16 protein-coding genes are annotated in these 16,915 nt (G+C 66.6%); 9 read left to right on the top strand and 7 right to left on the bottom strand.

Annotated elements, in window-relative coordinates; translation table 11 throughout:
* Nucleotides 1-41: 41 nt before the first annotated feature.
* From glcF to ACZ5TO_RS02735, 3 genes are all read right to left on the bottom strand, one after another.
* A complete protein-coding gene (gene glcF / locus ACZ5TO_RS02745) occupies nt 42-1,349 on the bottom strand; it encodes a glycolate oxidase subunit GlcF (RefSeq protein ID WP_464799451.1) in 1,308 nt (435 codons plus the stop codon).
* A 179-nt stretch (nt 1,350-1,528) separates the two neighbouring features.
* A complete protein-coding gene (locus ACZ5TO_RS02740) occupies nt 1,529-2,728 on the bottom strand; it encodes an FAD-binding protein (protein ID WP_464799450.1) in 1,200 nt (399 codons plus the stop codon).
* Nucleotides 2,725-4,161, bottom strand: a complete 1,437-nt coding sequence (locus tag ACZ5TO_RS02735) for an FAD-linked oxidase C-terminal domain-containing protein (protein ID WP_464799449.1) — start codon at nt 4,159-4,161, stop codon at nt 2,725-2,727. Before ACZ5TO_RS02735 ends, ACZ5TO_RS02740 begins: the two co-directional genes overlap by 4 nt.
* A 232-nt stretch (nt 4,162-4,393) precedes the next feature.
* Here ACZ5TO_RS02735 and aphA point away from each other — a divergent pair, with 232 nt between their 5' ends.
* Nucleotides 4,394-5,083 carry an acid phosphatase AphA gene (gene aphA / locus ACZ5TO_RS02730; protein WP_184146790.1) on the top strand — a complete coding sequence of 230 codons (690 nt, stop codon included), beginning with the start codon at nt 4,394-4,396 and terminating at the stop codon, nt 5,081-5,083.
* Between the two features lie 23 nt (nt 5,084-5,106).
* A complete protein-coding gene (locus ACZ5TO_RS02725) occupies nt 5,107-6,003 on the top strand; it encodes a LysR family transcriptional regulator (RefSeq protein WP_464799448.1) in 897 nt (298 codons plus the stop codon).
* A gap of 9 nt (nt 6,004-6,012) precedes the next feature.
* Here ACZ5TO_RS02725 and ACZ5TO_RS02720 read toward each other — a convergent pair whose 3' ends face one another.
* The gene (locus ACZ5TO_RS02720; protein WP_184146787.1) at nt 6,013-7,290 is read right to left on the bottom strand and encodes a DUF3422 family protein; all 1,278 of its coding nucleotides are present in this window, start codon (nt 7,288-7,290) and stop codon (nt 6,013-6,015) included.
* A 166-nt stretch (nt 7,291-7,456) separates the two neighbouring features.
* Here ACZ5TO_RS02720 and ACZ5TO_RS02715 point away from each other — a divergent pair, with 166 nt between their 5' ends.
* From ACZ5TO_RS02715 to ACZ5TO_RS02690, 6 genes are all read left to right on the top strand, one after another.
* Entirely contained in the window at nt 7,457-8,251 is a 795-nt protein-coding gene (locus tag ACZ5TO_RS02715; RefSeq protein ID WP_184146785.1) for an FCD domain-containing protein, read from the top strand.
* A gap of 78 nt (nt 8,252-8,329) precedes the next feature.
* Nucleotides 8,330-8,845: an NUDIX hydrolase gene (locus tag ACZ5TO_RS02710; RefSeq protein WP_464799447.1), complete on the top strand. Its 516-nt coding sequence runs from the start codon at nt 8,330-8,332 to the stop codon at nt 8,843-8,845.
* Between the two features lie 68 nt (nt 8,846-8,913).
* Nucleotides 8,914-10,407: an inorganic phosphate transporter gene (locus ACZ5TO_RS02705; RefSeq protein ID WP_464799446.1), complete on the top strand. Its 1,494-nt coding sequence runs from the start codon at nt 8,914-8,916 to the stop codon at nt 10,405-10,407.
* Nucleotides 10,408-10,417: 10 nt separating this feature from the next.
* A complete protein-coding gene (locus ACZ5TO_RS02700) occupies nt 10,418-11,155 on the top strand; it encodes a 16S rRNA (uracil(1498)-N(3))-methyltransferase (RefSeq protein WP_464799445.1) in 738 nt (245 codons plus the stop codon).
* Between the two features lie 137 nt (nt 11,156-11,292).
* Nucleotides 11,293-12,666, top strand: coding sequence for a glutamate--cysteine ligase (locus ACZ5TO_RS02695; RefSeq protein WP_464799444.1), 1,374 nt, complete (start codon nt 11,293-11,295; stop codon nt 12,664-12,666).
* Nucleotides 12,667-12,744: 78 nt separating this feature from the next.
* Nucleotides 12,745-13,569: a DUF937 domain-containing protein gene (locus tag ACZ5TO_RS02690; protein WP_464799443.1), complete on the top strand. Its 825-nt coding sequence runs from the start codon at nt 12,745-12,747 to the stop codon at nt 13,567-13,569.
* A gap of 120 nt (nt 13,570-13,689) precedes the next feature.
* Here the strand turns inward: ACZ5TO_RS02690 and ACZ5TO_RS02685 are convergent, their stop codons facing one another.
* Nucleotides 13,690-13,980 carry a DUF1127 domain-containing protein gene (locus ACZ5TO_RS02685; protein ID WP_184146773.1) on the bottom strand — a complete coding sequence of 97 codons (291 nt, stop codon included), beginning with the start codon at nt 13,978-13,980 and terminating at the stop codon, nt 13,690-13,692.
* A gap of 276 nt (nt 13,981-14,256) precedes the next feature.
* Here ACZ5TO_RS02685 and ACZ5TO_RS02680 point away from each other — a divergent pair, with 276 nt between their 5' ends.
* The gene (locus ACZ5TO_RS02680) at nt 14,257-15,210 is read left to right on the top strand and encodes a LysR substrate-binding domain-containing protein (RefSeq protein WP_184146771.1); all 954 of its coding nucleotides are present in this window, start codon (nt 14,257-14,259) and stop codon (nt 15,208-15,210) included.
* Nucleotides 15,211-15,448: 238 nt separating this feature from the next.
* Here ACZ5TO_RS02680 and ACZ5TO_RS02675 read toward each other — a convergent pair whose 3' ends face one another.
* Entirely contained in the window at nt 15,449-15,805 is a 357-nt protein-coding gene (locus tag ACZ5TO_RS02675) for a hypothetical protein (RefSeq protein ID WP_184146769.1), read from the bottom strand.
* A gap of 160 nt (nt 15,806-15,965) precedes the next feature.
* Entirely contained in the window at nt 15,966-16,841 is an 876-nt protein-coding gene (locus ACZ5TO_RS02670; protein ID WP_464799442.1) for a dienelactone hydrolase family protein, read from the bottom strand.
* Nucleotides 16,842-16,915: the final 74 nt, after the last annotated feature.

Here is a 16,915-nt window from a genome sequence, read left to right as displayed (position 1 = left end):
ACCCGAGGATCCACCCACGTCGCAGACGACGCATGCCGGCCTCAGGCCGGCATTTTTATTGCAGCCGGCCGCTCCCCGCCGTAGGCCCAGTCCAGCAGTTCAACGGTGTGCAGGATCGGCACCGCGGTCCCGGTGGATATCTGGGTGATGCAGCCGATATTGCCGGTGGCGATGACGTCGGGCTTCGTCGCTTCGATGTTCTTCACCTTGCGGGCCTTCAGCTTCCCGGAAATCTCCGGCTGGAGGATATTGTAGGTGCCTGCCGAGCCGCAGCAGAGGTGCCCTTCCGCCGGATCGCGCACCGTAAAGCCGGCCGTCTTCAAAAGCGTCTTCGGCGCCATGGTGATCTTCTGGCCGTGCTGCATCGAGCAGGCCGAGTGATAGGCGACCGTCAGGCCCTTGGCCTCCTGCTGCGGCAGGTCGAGGGTTGCCAGATACTCCGTCACGTCCTTTGCAAGTGCCGAGACGCGGGCGGCCTTTTCCGCATAGGCGGGATCGAGCCGCAGCATGAAGCCGTAGTCCTTGATCGTCGTGCCGCAGCCGGAGGCCGTGACGATGATCGCATCGAGCCCTGCGCGCTCTGCCTCGGCGAGCCAGACGTCGACATTGCGCCGCGCCGCCGCCAGCGCATCGCCCTCGCGGCCCATATGGTGGACGAGCGAGCCGCAGCACACTTCGCCGGCCGGCGCCACGACCTCGACGCCGAGGCGGGTCAGGAGGCGGATGGTCGCCTCGTTGATCTCCGGCTTCAGCACCGGCTGGGCGCAGCCGGAAAGGATCGCGACGCGGCCGCGGCGCGCGCCCTCTGCCGGGTGCGTGCCCGGCCGTGCGCCTTGCGACGGCTTCGGCACCGCGCGCGGGGCAAGGTCCAGCATGGCCGCGAAGGGCTTCAGCGGCTCGAAGCGCCTGAGAAGGCCGGCGAAGGGCCGGCCGAGCGCCGCAAGCTTCAACGCCAGGCGGAAGCGGCCGGGATAAGGCAGGACGGCGGCGAGGATGCCGCGCGTCAGCCGGTTCCAGAACGGGCGCCTGTAGGTCTCCTCGATATGCATGCGGGCGTGGTCGACGAGGTGCATGTAGTCGACGCCGGAGGGACAGGTGGTCACGCAGGAAAGGCACGAGAGGCAGCGGTCGATATGGGTCACCACCTCCGCATCCGCCGGCCGGCCGTTCTCCAGCATGTCCTTGATGAGATAGATGCGCCCGCGCGGGCTGTCTAGCTCGTTGCCGAGCGTCACATAGGTGGGACAGGTCGCGGTGCAGAAGCCGCAATGGACGCATTTGCGGAGGATTTTTTCGGACGTCGCGACATGCGGGTCGGCGAGCTGTTTGGGGGTGAAGTTGGTTTGCATCAGCGGATACCTTTTCCATGCCGGCAATCGCACTGATGCCCCTCACCTGCCTGCCGGCATCCTCTCCCCGCAAGCGGGGCGAGGAACGATGGGCGCGCCGATTTCCTCCTTCTCCCCGCTTGCGGGGAGAAGGTCGCGGCAGCGGGATGAGGGGCCGTCACGACATCAACCATTTCCATTCACCCCATCATCCGAGACACGAACAACCCATCCGGATCGAAACTCGCCTTCACGCGACCCTGCAACGCAGCCACGGCTTCCGCCTGCGGCTGGAAGGCCTCTCCGGCGGCCAGCACCTCCGGCCGGGCGCGCAGGAGCGTCGCATGGCCGCCGCCGACGGCGTTGATGTAGCGGCGTAAAAGCCCGGCCTCGGGGGCCGCTTCCATGCGCAGCCAGACGAGGCCGCCCTGCCAGTCGTAGAAGGCGTCGACGCCGGTTTCGAGGCGGAGCGCGGCGACGAGCTGCTGGCCGGCGGTGGGGGCGACGGAGACGCGCCAGAGCGGGCGCGCCGTGCCGTCGGCGTAGGGCGTGGCGTCGCGAATCTCGCGCCAGAGGCGGCGCGTCTCTTCCGCTTCGAGGCGCGCGACCGGGCCGAAGCCGGCCATGGCGACGGCGAGTTTTTGCGCACGCACTTCGACGGAGGCAGAAAGGCCTTCGAGGCGCAGCGCCGTGGCGGCGCCCTCCGGCAGCGCGCCGCCGGCAAAGCGGCCGCGCACGCTTTCGGGCAGATGCGCGGCGCCGGAGACCTCCACCGACATCGACATGGCCGTCGCCATGGCGGCGGCGGCTTCTGCGTCGTTGAGGCCGGAAACGAGGATCGTGACGGCGGTTTCGGGCACCGGCAGCAGGCGGAAGGTGACTTCGGTGATGAGCGCCAGCGCCCCGTGCGAGCCGGCAAGCAGCTTCACGAGGTCGAGGCCGGTGACGTTCTTCATCACCCGGCCGCCGGCCTTCACCACCTCGCCCCGGCCGTTGACGAAGCGCAGGCCGAGCAGGCTGTCGCGCGCCGCGCCCGCCGTCAGCCGGCGCGGGCCGGAGGCATTGGTGGCGAAGACGCCGCCGATGGTGGGAATGCCGGAGGAACCGAGCACGCCGCGCAGGTCCGGCGGCTCGAAGGCGAGCATCTGGCGCTTTTCGGCAAGCGCGGCCTCCACCACCTCCAGCGGCGTGCCGGCGCGGGCGGTCATGGTCATTTCCGCCGGGTTGTAGGCGACGATGCCGGCAAGGCCGCGCGCGGAAAGCACGTCCGCCCCTTCCGGGGCGGCATGCAGGCTGCGCGTGCCGCCGCCGCGGATGACGAAGGGCGACTTGGTGAGGGCGGCGACCTGGACGAGGCGGGCGGCGGCCTCCTCGGAGAGCGGTTCGTGGATCGGCGTCATGCGGCGGGGCGCCCTTCGAGCGGGAAGACCTTCGACGGATTGAGCAGCCATTGCGGATCGAAGGCGGCGCGCACGGCCATCTGCTGGGCAAGGTCGGTGTCGGAATACTGGTGGCGCATCAGGTCGCGCTTCTCGATGCCGACGCCGTGCTCGCCGGTAAGGCAGCCGCCGACATCGACGCAGAGCTTCAGGATATCGTTGCCGGCCGCTTCCGCCTTCGCGGCGTCCTCCGGGTCGTTGGCGTTGAAGAGGATGAGCGGGTGCATGTTGCCGTCGCCGGCATGGAAGACGTTGGCGACGCGCAGGCCGTATTTTTCGACGATCTCGGCCGTGCCGCGCAGCACGGCGGGAAGCTGGCCGAGCGGCACCGTGCCGTCCATGCAGATATAGTCGGCGATGCGGCCCGTCGCGCCGAAGGCGGACTTGCGGCCCTTCCAGATCAGCGCCGCCTCCAGCGCGGACTGGCTTTCCTTGACGACCTTGACGCCGTGGCTGCGGGCAATGGCGATGATGCTGGCGAGCATCGCGTCCATCTCCGCTTCCGAGCCTTCCACCTCGACGATGAGGAGGGCTTCAACGTCCATCGGGTAGCCGGCATGGGCGAAGGCCTCGCAGATCTCAATGGCGGGCCTGTCCATGAACTCGATGGCGACGGGAATGATGCCGGCGCCGATGACGTCGGCGACGCAGGCGCCTGCCTCCTCCGAGCTGTCGAAGCCGAAGAGCACGGGCCGCGCGCTCTCGGGTTTCGCGATGAGGCGCACGGTCGCCTCGGTGACGATGCCGAGCTGGCCTTCCCCGCCGCAGACGACGCCGAGAAGGTCGAGCCCGCCGGCATCGAGAGCCTTGCCGCCGAGTTCCACGATGGTGCCGTCGATGAGCACCAGCTTGACGCCGAGCAGGTTGTTCGTCGTCACGCCGTATTTCAGGCAATGCGCGCCGCCGGAATTCATGCCGATATTGCCGCCGATGGTGCAGGCGAGCTGGGAGCTCGGGTCGGGCGCGTAGAAATAGCCGTCGGCGGAGACGGCATCGGAGATCGCAAGGTTGGTGACGCCGGCCTGAACCCTGGCGGTGCGGTTGGCGTAGTCCACCTCAAGGATGCGCGCCATCTTGGAAAGGCCGACGACGACGGCATCCTCCTGCGGGATCGCGCCGCCGGAAAGCGAGGTGCCCGCCCCGCGCGGCACGACCGGCACGCCGTAGCGATGACAGTATTTGAGGACGGCCGCCACCTGCTGGGTCGTCTCCGGCAGGGCGACGGCGAGCGGCAGGCGGCGATAGGAGACGAAGGCATCCGTCTCGAAGGGCACGAGTTCGCGCGGCTCGTGCACGAGGCAGCCTTCCGGCAGGAGATCGAGAAGGTCCGTGACGATCTCCCGGCGGCGGGAGAGCACCGCCGGCCGCGGCTGCAGAAACCCGATCTGATCCATATGCCTCGCCTCCGCCACAAGTGGTCTTTTTTCTTTACCACTTACCGATCCACCGGGCAAATAGTAAGCACTTTGTCCGCCCGGGCAACAATTGCCTCCACGACCTGGGGGACAAATATGGCCCCCGCGCGGCGGCGGATTGACCCTCCCGGCAGCGAATGCGACAGTCGCGCGACGGGGACTCGGCGGCATCGCGGACGCCTCCGTAACAAGAAAAGAGAGAGGAAACACCATGCGCAGGTCGCTCACCGCCCTTTCGGCCCTTCTGCTTCTGGCGGCTCCCGCCTTCGCGGAGGACGTGTCGAACCTCAATCCGGGCATCACCACGTCCGAGATCCTCGCGACCGCGCCGGTGCACTGGGTTTCCGTCGACCAGATCGCCGCCTCGCTGGAGGGCCAGGCGCCCATGGCCGTCGGTTTCGACGTGGACGACACGGTGCTCTTCTCCAGCCCCTGCTTCTATTACGGCAAGATGAAGTACTCCCCGACCTCGGAGGACTACCTGAAGATGGATGCCTTCTGGACGGACATCCATACCAACAATTGCGACCAGTATTCCATCCCGAAGGACGTCGCCCGCAAGCTGATCGACCTGCATACCGCGCGCGGCGACGACATCTACTTCATCACCGGCCGCACGCGCGGCAGCGGCGGCGAGACGCTGACGGCGGCGATCAAGAAGGCCTTCAACATCGAGAAGATGAACGACGTCGTCTTCACCGCTTCGTCCGAAAACAAGGTCGAGTTCCTGAAGGACCACAAGCTGAAGATCTATTACGGCGACGCCGACAGCGACATGAAGGCGGCCATCGCCGCCGATATCCGGCCGATCCGCGTGATGCGCGCGCAGAATTCCACCTACAAGCCGGAACCCAAGAACGGCAAGTTCGGCGAGGAAGTGATCGTCGACTCGACCAACTGAGACGGCGATAAGGAAGACGGCGCGTGACAAATCTCGGCGACCTCGAAATCTTCTCCCGCGTCATCTCCATGGGCAGCATGTCGGCGGCAGGGCGGGCGCTCGGCCTTTCCCCCGCCGTCGTCTCCAAGCGCGTGAAACGGCTGGAGGAACGGCTCGGCACCCGGCTCTTCCAGCGCACGACGCGGCAGATCTCGCTGACGGAGGCCGGACAGGGCTTCTACGACCGCATCGTCGGCATCCTGTCCGGCATCGAGGAGGCGGAGGCCTTCGTTTCCGGCCGGTCGGGCGCCGTGCGCGGTACGCTGCGCATCTCCGCGCCCACCTCCTTCGGCCGCATGCACATCGCGCCCCATCTCAAGGGGTTCATGGACAGCTATCCGGACCTCGTCGTCAATCTCGTGCTGACCGACGACTTCTCCGACATCGTCGGCGGCGGCTTCGACCTTGCGATCCGCATCGGCGAACTGTCGGATTCCTCGCTGGTCGCGCGAAGGCTGGCGCCCGTGCGGCGCGTGCTCTGCGCCTCGCCGGACTATATCGCCCGCCACGGCATGCCGGCGACGCTGGAAGAGCTATCGGGCCACATCTGCCTGCCGCCGCATACACAGGACGTCTGGCGCCTCGAAGGGCCGGACGGCAGCGTCACCTACCGCCCGCACGGCTCGCTCTACACCAATTCCTCGGAAGTGGTGCGCGAGGCGGTGTTCTCCGGCATGGGGATCGCGCTGCGCTCGACCTGGGACGTGGGGCCCGCGCTGAAGAGCGGCGAGCTCAGGCAGGTGCTGCCGGACTACGAGGGCTCGCGCAACGTCGTGCTCTCGGCGGTCTATCCGAGCCGCCAGTTCCTGCCCGTCAAGGTGCGGCTCTTCATCGACTACCTCGCCGAGCTCTACGGCCCGCACCCCTACTGGGAGCACTGAGGACACGCCTCAGTGCTTGTCCTCCTCGGCGTGGCGGTTGCGGATCGCCCGCACCATCAGCCACATGCCGGCGATGACGAAGGGCACGGCGATGCCCGTCAGCGTCTCCGGCTTGATGGCGAGGCCGAATTCGTGCAGCGCCTTGGCGACATAGCCGAAAAGCCCGATGACGTAATAGGAGATCGCCGCCACCGACAGGCCCTCGACGGTCTGCTGGAGGCGCAGCTGGAGTTTCGCGCGGCGGTCCATGGAATTGAGCAGCGTCGTGTTGAGCTGTTCCAGCTCGACGTCGATCCAGCTTCGCAGCAGCGCCGTCGCGCGGGCGAGTTTTCGCGAGAGGTTCGCCTGCCGCTCCTCGACGGACTGGCAGGTGCGCATGGCGGGCGCAAGGCGCCGCTCCAGGAAGAAGCCGAGCGTCTCGTAGCCGGGCACGGCCGTCTCGGCCAGCGTGCGGATGCGCTCCTGCACGATGCCGTAATAGGCGCGGCTCGCGCCGAAGCGGTAGAGGCTGAGGGCGGCATTCGCCTCCAGCTCGGCGGCAAGGCGGGTGATCTCGGTCAGGAGCTCGTCGGCCTTGTCGCGGGCGTGCTGCTTCATGGCGTTGGTGATGCCCGTCAGGCCATCCTCGATGCGGCGGATGTCCGGCGAGAGCGACTGGGCGAGCGGCAGGCCCATCATGGCGAGCGTGCGGTAGGTCTCGATGTCGAGCAGGCGCTGGACGAGCGCGCCGCGCCCCGCCTCCGTCATGCCGCGGTCGATGACGAGGATCGGCGTCAGCCCGTCGCCGTTCTGGCGAAAGTCGGTGACGATGATCGCCTGGCCGTTCTTGATCTCGCTGTAGCAGAGGCTCGTCGGATCGAAGGTGGCGATGGCTTCGCGCGTCTCCATCGTGTCGGGACGGATTTCCAGACGGATACCGGAGATCAGCGTGCCGGGCGGGGAGAAGCTGTCGCCGAAGGGATGGACGGGGACCTCGGCGCCGAATTTTTCCGGCACCGGCGCATCCCAGAAATAGGTGGAGAACTCCGTGTGCCGCTCCCAGCGCAGCGTGCCCTGCCCCCAGCTCAAGACATGGTGGCTGGAATCGCGGCCGGGCGGGGAAATGCCGCGCGAGCGCGACAGCTCCGCCATCACGGCATGGTCGACCGCCGAGCCGCCCTCCGTGAGGAAGGCAAGCTGGAAGATGACGCGCGGCGACGGCACCAGCGCATACGGCCTTGCGTGAATTTCCCCAAGCGCCTGCGCACGCGCGCTCGCCTGCGGAAAGGCGAAACTGCCCTTTGCCATGCGGCATCGTCCCCCTCATGATGCAACAGCACATCCTTAACAAATGTCAGGCCGGTTCAGATAGGGCGCATTGACGCAGCAGCGGAAAACGCACGGCTTTCCGCGCGGCCCGCCGAGTGGACAAGATTATTGACCAGTTTCCGGCCGCCTTGCTAAACTTCCACGCGTGACCGACAGCGCCTTCGACCTCTTTTCCCGCATCAGCCACAGCCGGACCTCGGACGAGGTCGTGCGGCAGATCGAGCTTCTACTCCTGGAGGGCATTTTGCGCGACGGCGACCGGCTGCCGGGCGAGCGCGAGCTTTCCCGCCGCTTCGACGTCTCGCGGCCGATCCTGCGCGAGGCGCTGAAGGAGCTGGAGAACCGCGGGCTCCTCGTCAGCCAGCATGGCGGGGGCACCTATGTCGCCGACATCATCGGCCAGGTCTTCTCCCGCCCCGTGGTCGACCTCATCGCCCGCCACCAGCGCGCGACGGAGGACTATATCGAATACCGCCGCGAGCTGGAGGGCATCACCGCCGAGCTCGCCGCCCGCCGGGCGACGGACTACGACCGGCAGATGCTGGCGCGGATCATGGAGGCGATGCGCGCGGCCCATGCGGAAGGCTCCTTCGACGCGGAGCTTGAGACGGACGTGGAACTGCACAACGCCGTGGGCGAGGCCGCGCACAACATCGTCCTGCTGCACACGCTGCGCGCCTGCTACCGGCTGCTGGCGCAGGGGATATTCTTCCACCGCCACCTCGTCTTCTCCTCCGAGGAGGCGCGCGGGCACCTGCTCTCCCAGCACGAGGCGATCTATGCGGCGATCATGGCGGGCGACGGGCCGGCGGCGCGCGCGGCCGCGCAGGCGCACATGGACTATATCGCCGCCGCCATCCGCCAGGCCGAACGCAGCGGCGAATGGCAGCGGATCTCGCAGCTTCGCATGCAGAAGCGCGGCCTTCCCCCGCAGGCCTGACTTGCGCCGCAAATCTCGCGCAAGCAAGATGACCGATAACAGTCATATACGCTTTCCCACGAAGGACCGAAGACCGCCTTGAACATTCTCAACCGCATCGTCAGCGACGTCCAGCTCATGTTCCGCCGTCCCGTGCGCGAGCAGTACGGCGCGCTGTGCTACCGGCTGAGGAAGGAGGACGGGCCGGCGGTCGAGGTGCTGCTGATCACCAGCCGGGACACCGGCCGCTGGGTCATTCCCAAGGGCTGGCCGATGGACGGCAAGAGCGCCTGCGCCGCCGCCGCGCGCGAGGCGTGGGAAGAGGCCGGCGTCAAGGGCGCCGTCTCCGCGCAGGCCGCCGGCAGCTACCGCTACAGGAAGGGCCTGCCGCATGGGCTCAAGGTCGATTGCCGGGTGCGCGTCTTTCCGCTCGCGGTCGACGACCTGTGCAAGAATTTTCCGGAAAAGGACGAGCGGCGCGCGGAATGGGTGAGCTGCGCCGAGGCGGCGGAGCGCGTGCAGGAACCCGGCCTCAAGGCCCTCCTCCTCGCCTTCGAGCGGCAGGTCCTCGCCGGGCAGGCGCCCGCCGCGAAAAACGGCGCGGGCAGCGCCTGACGAGCCGTTTCATATTGCCGCCCGGGCCGGGATTCTGTAGTCCCTTCGGTGAAACCGGAGCAGCATGAATGCCGAATTCTCAGGTCCAGCTTCGCAAGCCGACGCTGGACAAGGACCTCGAAAAACTCACCTTCACCGAGCAGGCGACGCAGTTCGTTCTGCGCTCGTGGACGGGCGTGGGCATTTCCCTGGTCTTCCTGCTGATCGCCACGGCGATTGCCGGCAGCTTCGCCGTCGGCACGTCCGGAGTGACGATCATCGCCGTGACGGCGGCGCTCGCCGCCTACATGGCCATGAACATCGGCGCCAACGACGTGACGAACAATGTGGGCGCGGCCGTCGGCGCGCGGGCGATGAGCATGGGCGTGGCGCTCGTCATCGCCGCGATCTTCGAGATCGCCGGCGCGCTGCTTGCCGGACAGGGCGTCGCCGAGACGGTCGCCTCCGGCATCGTCGACCGCTCGATCTTTCCGAATCCCGAGACCTTCGCCTGGGCGATGATGGCCGCGCTCGTCTCGGCGGCGCTGTGGATCAACATCGCGACGCTCGCCAACGCGCCGATCTCCACCACGCACGCCATCGTCGGCGGCGTCATCGGCGCCGGTGCGGCGGCGAGCGGCCTTCACAGCGTCCAGTGGGAAGCCATCGCCGTCATCGTCATAAGCTGGACGGTCTCGCCGATCCTCGGCGGCATCATCGCCGCCGCCTTCCTCTTCTTCATCAAGGAATTCATCGTCTACCGCGACGACAAGGTGGCGGCGGCGCGGACCTGGGTGCCCGTGCTCGTGGCGCTGATGGGCGGTTCCTTCGCCGCGTTCCTCGCCAACGGCGGCACCAACGGCTTCTACAGCCTGCCCTTCGGCGAGGCGATGCTGATCGGCCTTGCCTTCGGCCTCGCCACCTATGCCGTCACCCGCCCGATCGTGCGCCGCCATGCCGAAGGGCTCGACAACCGCAACCAGTCGCTGCGCACGCTCTTCCGCATCCCGCTGATCTTTTCCGCGGCGCTCCTTTCCTTCGCCCACGGGGCGAACGACGTCTCCAATGCCGTCGGCCCGCTCTACGGCGTCGTCTCGGCGCTCGGGACGGCGGGCGCGGCGACGATCCCGCTCTGGGTGATGGTCATCGGCGCCTTCGGCATCTCGCTCGGGCTCCTGCTCTTCGGCCCGCGCCTCATCCGCATCGTCGGCAGCGAGATCACCAAGCTCAACCCGATGCGCGCCTTCTGCGTGGCGCTCTCCTCCGCCGTCGCGGTGCTGACGGCCTCGGCCTTCGCCATTCCCGTCTCCTCGACGCATATCGCCGTCGGCGCCGTCTTCGGCGTCGGGCTCTTCCGCGAATGGTACACCCGCAATTCCCGGCGGAGGCTCGACTATATCCGCAGCCGCGGCAACCGCGTCGCACCGGAGGAGGAACCGGCCAACCCGGACGAGACGCGCCGGCGCTACCTCGTGCGCCGCTCGCATTTCATGACGATCGTCTCGGCCTGGATCGTGACGCTGCCCGTCTCGGCGATCCTGTCGGCCCTCGTCTTCGTCGTCCTCGACGCGCTCTTCACCTGAAGGACGGACCATGCGTGCCAATTACCGGATGCAGCGCCTCTTCATCGATGCCGGCCTTGCCGCGGGAAAGCCCGTCGAGGCTTCGAAGGAACAGTTCCACTACCTTGCCAACGTGCTGCGCATGGCGGAGGGCGACGCCGTGCTCGTCTTCAACGGGCGCGACGGCGAATGGCGCGCGGAACTCTCCTTCCCGACCCGCAAGCGCCTTCTCCTGACGCCCACGGAAGAAACCCGGCCGCAGCCGGCGCCGTCCGACCTCCACTACCTCTTCGCGCCGCTGAAGGTCGGCCGGCTCGACTATCTCGTGCAGAAGGCGGTGGAGATGGGCGCGGGCCTGCTCCAGCCCGTTATGACCCAACATGTGCAGGGCAAGATCAACAGCATCGAGCGGCTGGAAGCCAATGTCGTCGAGGCGGCGGAACAGTGCGGCATCCTGTCCATCCCGCGCGTCGCGTCGCCGCGCAAGCTGGAGGACCTGCTTGCCGACTGGCCGCGCGAGCGGCGCATCGTCTTCTGCGACGAGGGCCACGGCAGCCAGAACCCGCTGCCGGCGCTTGCCGCCATCACGGAGCGCAAGCTCGCCCTCCTCGTCGGCCCCGAAGGCGGGTTTTCCGACGAGGAGCGCACGCTCTTGCGCAGCCTCGATTTCGTGACGCCCATTCCGCTCGGCCCCCGCATCCTGCGCGCCGATACGGCGGCGGTCGCGGCCATGGCCGTCATCCAGGCGGCGATCGGCGACTGGACATAGGATGCGGCGAAAAGTCGAACGGTTTTTTTTGAACCTGCCTTGAAAGGAATTCGCTTGCACCGCATCTAATTCCGGTCCAAGCACCCTTCCAAGGCCCGGTCTTCAGCCGGGCACCATCCGTTCAGAAGAAGACGCCCATGGCCCGTGATACCACCGACCAGACGCCGATCCGCTCGCTCGCGGACATGGCGGAATACCTCGCCGCCGGCTGCAAGCCGAAGGAGAAATTCCGCATCGGCACCGAGCATGAGAAATTCGTCTTCTTTACGGCGGACAACAGCCCCGTCCCCTATTTCGGCGAGGCCAGCATCTCGGCCCTCTTGAACGGCATGCGCGGGAAGACCGGCTGGGACCCGATCATGGACGGCGAGAACATCATCGGCCTTGCCGAGCCGTCCGGCATGGGCGCGATCTCGCTGGAGCCGGGCGGCCAGTTCGAGCTTTCCGGAGCGCCGCTGGAAAACCTGCACCAGACCTGCAAGGAATCCAACCAGCACCTTGCCACGCTGCGCGAGGTCGCAGAGCCCCTCGGCATCCGCTTCCTCGGCATGGGCGGCAGCCCGAAATGGACGCTGGCCGAAACGCCGCGCATGCCCAAGAGCCGCTACGACATCATGACCCGCTACATGCCGAAGGTCGGCACCAAGGGCCTCGACATGATGTACCGCACCTGCACGATCCAGGTGAACCTCGACTTCTCCTCCGAGGCCGACATGCGCCGCAAGATGCAGGTCTCGCTGAAGCTGCAGTCGCTGGCGACCGCGTTCTTCGCCTCCTCGCCCTTCACCGACGGCAAGCCCAACGGCCTTCTCTCCTGGCGCGGCGACATCTGGCGCGACACGGACAATGCCCGCTCCGGGCTCATCCCGTTCGCCTTCGCCCCCGATTTCGGCTTTGCCGACTATGCCGAATGGGCGCTCGACGTGCCGATGTACTTCGTCGTGCGCGACGGCAAGTACCGCGACTGCACGGACATCACCTTCCGCCAGTTCATGGCCGGCGCGCTGAAGGGCAAGATCGCCGACTGGGAACCGAACCTCGGCGACTGGACGAACCATCTGTCCACCCTCTTTCCCGACGTGCGTCTCAAGCGCTTCCTGGAAATGCGCGGGGCGGACGGCGGCCCGTGGCGGCGCATCTGCGCGCTGCCCGCCTTCTGGGTCGGCCTTCTTTATGACGACGGCGCGCTCGATGCCGCCGAGCGGCTGACGCGCGACTGGACCGTCGCGGAGGTCTCGGCGCTGCGCGACGCCGTGCCGGCGCAAGGCCTCAAGGCCGAATTCCGCGGCAAGCCGCTGTTCGACATCGGCCGCGAGGTGCTTGCGATCTCCCGCCAGGGCCTTGCCGCCCGTGCGAAGGTCAACGGCGACGGCGTCGACGAGACCGTCTTCCTCGCCCCGCTCGAAGAGGTGCTGGCCAAGAAGGCGACGCTCGCCGAGGACATGCTGGCGCTCTACGAGGGCCGCTGGAACCGCTCGGTCGAGCCGGTCTTTTCCGAATACCAGTACTGAGCCGCCCTGAAGAAAGCGGTTTGCGCGGCCGAAATTCCCGTTATAGTGCAATCACATGCCTGCAAACGGGAGACGGCCATGCTTTCGCTTTACGAGATGATGATGCAGGCCCAGAACGGCAACGCCGTCGAGGCGATGGCGCGGCAGTTCGGCCTGGCGCAGGAACAGGCGGCCAAGGCCGTGGCCGCGCTGATGCCGGCCTTCTCCGAGGGCTTCAAGCGCAACGCCGCCAACCCCTATGACCTCGCCGCCTTCATGAAGGCGCTGACGACGGGCGAGCACGCCAAGTATTTCGAGGATATCGGCAAGGCCTTCACGCCGCAGGGCATGGCGGAGGGCAACGGCATCCTCGGCCATCTCTTCGGCAACAAGGAGGTCTCCCGCGCCATCGCCGCGCAGGCCGCGCAGATGACCGGTATCGGCCAGGAGATCTACAAACAGATGCTCCCCGTCATGGCGAGCGCGCTGATGGGCGGCCTCTTCAAGCAGACGCTCGCACCCTTCTTTCCCGGCGCCGGGGCGGGCACGACGTCCGCCAATCCCTTCGCCGACATGATGCAGCAATGGGCCGAGGCGACGGGCTTTGCGAAGAAGCCGGAGCCGGCCAACCCCTTCGACAATCCCTTCACGCAGGCCGCGCAGGAATTCTTCGGCACGAAGAAGGAAGCGCCCGCCAACCCCTTCACCGACAATCCTTTCGCAAAGGCCTTCCAGGACATGATGGCCGGCATGGCGGGCCAGCCCGCGGCGGCGGAAAAGCCGGACGCACCGGAAGGAACGCCGGCGGATTCGCTGAAGACCCTCGTCAACACGATGTTCGACACGGGGCTGGAGATGCAAAAGGACTACCAGCGCAACATCGAGACGATCTTCGAGACCATGCAGGGCGGCCCGAAAGCCTGAGACGAAAAAGCCCGACGCGGACCTTGGGAGTCGCACGCCGGGCAAGCGGCAGGGCTATTGGCTCTCACCCTGCGGGGAAGTGGGACGTCGCCCCGGGAGGTAGGGCGGCGCCGCGGGAAATCAATCCATGCGGCCGGTGCGCAGGTGGCGGCGGGCCCTCTCGCGCGAGACGATGGTCAGGTGCAGGCCGGCATCGGCGACGAAGGCGGCCGAGCGGACATCCTGGATATCGCTGCGGCACAGGCCCATGTCGAAGAGCTGGTGATCGTCGAGCTCGCTGAGGCGGTTGACGGCGCGGCGGTTCTGCCATGCGCGAACAAACTTGTAAGCCCCGTTGCGGACGCGCTCGAAGAGGCCGGGGGCCGCACGGCGCGTTGCGGGCGCGTCGATTTCCATTCTGCGGTCGATCATGCGCATGGCATTTCTCCTTTCCGGCCCGGCGATCCACCATGCTGCGGTGGGGTTTCGCGCAATGCCCGTAATCGTATGCCGCCCGCAGGGACGGGCGACTGCTCAAGGTCTGGTGCAAGAAGAGCCGCCCACCGGGAGGTCGGGGCGAAGCGGCAGATCCCGTCGAACGGTTTCCGTAGGGACAATCGTTCAACAATCCCTTTTTCGCAGAAAGCCATTGATCAGTCCAACGAATGTTTCTAATAGTATCGATCAAACAATCTTATGAGTATCGCCATGTCCGCTCCGTTAGACATCGACCAGCTCCAGACCTTCGTCGCGATTGCAGATACGGGAAGTTTCACGCGGGCCGCCGAACGGGTCTTCAAGACCCAGTCGGCCGTCTCCATGCAGATGCGCCGGCTGGAAGAACGCATCGGCAAGCAGCTTTTCATGAAGGACGGACGCGGCAACAGGCTGACCGCCGAGGGCGACCGGCTGCTCAACTATGCCCGCCGGATGCTGCGGCTCAACAACGAGGCCATCGCCGCCTTCGACGACAACCGCCTCGAGGGCCTGCTGCGCATCGGCACGCCGGACGACTATGCCGACCGCTACATGCCGGAAATCATCATGCGGTTCGCCAAGACACATCCGAATGTCGAGCTGTTCATCGTCTGCGAGCCCTCGGTGGACCTTGCCGAGAAGATGGCCAAGGGCGAGCTCGACATCGCGCTCGTCACCCACAATCCGCGCCAGCGCCAGTCCGACGTGGTGCGCACGGAGCCGCTGTGCTGGGTGATGTCGGCGAACCATCCCCTGCCGGAAAACGCCCCGGTGCCGCTCGCCGTCGGCCGGCGCGACTGCCAGTGGCGGCAGATCGCCTGCGCGGCGCTCGATTCGGTCGGGCGCGACTACCAGGTCCTGTTCACGAGCTGGTCGTCCACCGTCGTCGCGGCGGCGGTGATGGCCGGCATGGCGGTCTCGGTGCTGCCGGAATCGGCGCTCCGGCCCGGCATGAAGGTGCTGACGCAGGCCGACGGCTTTCCGCCGCTCGCCCCGGTGCAGATCGGCATCATGCGGCGGCCGGGCCTTTCGCCCTCGCTCTCCAACGCCATCACCAGCCATATCAGCGCGTGCCTCGACAACATCACGCCGCTGACCGCCGCCGACGACCTGCCCGAGGCGGAAGTGAAGGTCTTCCCCCGCATCCCGCGCCTGCGACCCAACCAGATCCTGCCGGGGTGGTGAGAGGGACCCGACGTGAAAGCGCCTTGGCCATTCCCCTACCCGCTCCCGCTATTGAGGATTGCCCCTCACCCTAACCCTCTCCCTGCAAGCGGGGAGAGGGGACGTGCCCTATGAACGGATTTTGCCTGGGGAAAGGGGCGCGGCATACCCCCTTCGCCCCGCTTGCGGGGAGAAGGTGCCGGCAGGCGGATGAGGGGCGCGGGAGGAGGATCAGCCGCCCGTGCCTTTCCATCCGTTGCTAAATTTTGTGACAGTGGAAATCTATCCCGGTAACATCCGTCCCGTTCAGTTTATATCCGAATATGCTCAATGTATTATAGACCTCCCCGTAAATCTTGCCACTTCCCCCATCGGCGAAAACGTCTGCCTTTGCCGAATAATAATAGCCCGCGCCATCCTCGTTGATAGTAAGCATTACCGATCTTATCTCGATCTTCTTCGGTTCAATATCGCATAAATCAGCGACGGTTCTTGCAAAAGCCGAACTCGCATCCATCTGAGCTGAACGGTAGTCGTATTTACGCTTCCCAACGCCGGCATATGAAGAAAATAAAATCAGGATCGGTAGCGAGGCAAAAATGACGGCTTTTCTCATTTACTTTCAAGCGCCCGGCTGCCGGGGAGACGTCCACCGCAAAGGACGCCACCCATATCATGTGATCTCATATTAAATAGTTTCCCCCGATGAACTTTTCTCCCGCCGCCCGCATGAGGCGATCCGTTGCTGCGCGGTTGGAGACGCTCTCTCCCACCGATCACCCGATATTCTTCTTCAGAAACGCCACCGTGCGCTGCCAGGCGAGGTCGGCGGCGGCCTTGTCGTAGCGGGCGGCGGAGGTGTCGTTGTTGAAGGCGTGGTTGGCGCCGTCGTAGACGTGGATCTCGAAGGTCTTGCCGTTTTCCTCCAATGCCTTGCGATAGGCGTCGATCCCCGCGTTGATGCGCTCGTCGAGGCCGGCATAATGCAAGAGCAGCGCCGCCTTGATAGCCGGCACATCCTTTGCGGGCGGCTGCGCGCCGTAGTAGGCGACGGCCGCCTTGAGCTCCGGCGACTTCGTGGCGAGGCGGTTGACCAAGCCGCCGCCCCAGCAGAAGCCGATAGCGCCCACCTTGCCGTTCGCCCCGTCGAGCCCCGCGAGGAACTGCAGGCTGGCCTCGGCGTCGGCGACCGTCACCGCCGGGTCGAGCTTGCCGATCATGTCGCGCGCCTTGTCCTCGTCGTCCGGCGTACCGCCGGAGGGCGAGAGGAAATCGGGCGCGAGCGCGATGAAGCCTTCGAGCGCCATGCGGCGGGCGACATCGCGGATATGCGGGTTGAGGCCGCGGTTCTCGTGGATGACGATGACGCTGCCGAGCGGCCCCGTCTCGTCCTTCGGGCGGACGAGGTAGCCCTTCATCTCGCCGGAACTGCCGCCATAGACGACATCGCGGGCGTTGAGGCGCGCGTCGTCCGCGGCGATCATCTCGGCGCTTGCGGAACTGGCGGCCAGCAGGGGCGCGATGGCCGCGGCGGCCGCGCCCGATCCGGCCAGCGCCGTCAGGCGCTCCATGAAGCGGCGGCGGTCGAGCGTCAGGTGGGTGTATTCGTCATAGGCATCGATCATCGCCTGCGTGATCTGCGACTTGTCCATGGCGGTTCCTCCGGTTGCCTGGCCGGAGGATAAGATAGGCCGGCCGCAGAGGGGCGCCCAACACTTCTGCGTTA

It is taken from the genome of Shinella sp. Sh6 (assembly GCF_055392685.1).
This window is presented reverse-complemented; position numbering and strand designations above follow the sequence as displayed.

Bases quoted from the DNA above. Each gene is read 5' to 3' on its own strand.
- ACZ5TO_RS02690 (WP_464799443.1), top strand. From the start codon at position 12,745: ATGCTTTCGCTTTACGAGATGATGATGCAGGCCCAGAACGGCAACGCC.
- ACZ5TO_RS02675 (WP_184146769.1), bottom strand. From the start codon at position 15,805: ATGAGAAAAGCCGTCATTTTTGCCTCGCTACCGATCCTGATTTTATTT.
- ACZ5TO_RS02720 (WP_184146787.1), bottom strand. From the start codon at position 7,290: ATGGCAAAGGGCAGTTTCGCCTTTCCGCAGGCGAGCGCGCGTGCGCAG.
- ACZ5TO_RS02695 (WP_464799444.1), top strand. From the start codon at position 11,293: ATGGCCCGTGATACCACCGACCAGACGCCGATCCGCTCGCTCGCGGAC.
- ACZ5TO_RS02670 (WP_464799442.1), bottom strand. From the start codon at position 16,841: ATGGACAAGTCGCAGATCACGCAGGCGATGATCGATGCCTATGACGAA.
- ACZ5TO_RS02705 (WP_464799446.1), top strand. From the start codon at position 8,914: ATGCCGAATTCTCAGGTCCAGCTTCGCAAGCCGACGCTGGACAAGGAC.
- aphA (WP_184146790.1), top strand. From the start codon at position 4,394: ATGCGCAGGTCGCTCACCGCCCTTTCGGCCCTTCTGCTTCTGGCGGCT.
- ACZ5TO_RS02740 (WP_464799450.1), bottom strand. From the start codon at position 2,728: ATGACGCCGATCCACGAACCGCTCTCCGAGGAGGCCGCCGCCCGCCTC.
- ACZ5TO_RS02680 (WP_184146771.1), top strand. From the start codon at position 14,257: ATGTCCGCTCCGTTAGACATCGACCAGCTCCAGACCTTCGTCGCGATT.
- ACZ5TO_RS02735 (WP_464799449.1), bottom strand. From the start codon at position 4,161: ATGGATCAGATCGGGTTTCTGCAGCCGCGGCCGGCGGTGCTCTCCCGC.
- ACZ5TO_RS02685 (WP_184146773.1), bottom strand. From the start codon at position 13,980: ATGATCGACCGCAGAATGGAAATCGACGCGCCCGCAACGCGCCGTGCG.
- ACZ5TO_RS02700 (WP_464799445.1), top strand. From the start codon at position 10,418: ATGCGTGCCAATTACCGGATGCAGCGCCTCTTCATCGATGCCGGCCTT.
- glcF (WP_464799451.1), bottom strand. From the start codon at position 1,349: ATGCAAACCAACTTCACCCCCAAACAGCTCGCCGACCCGCATGTCGCG.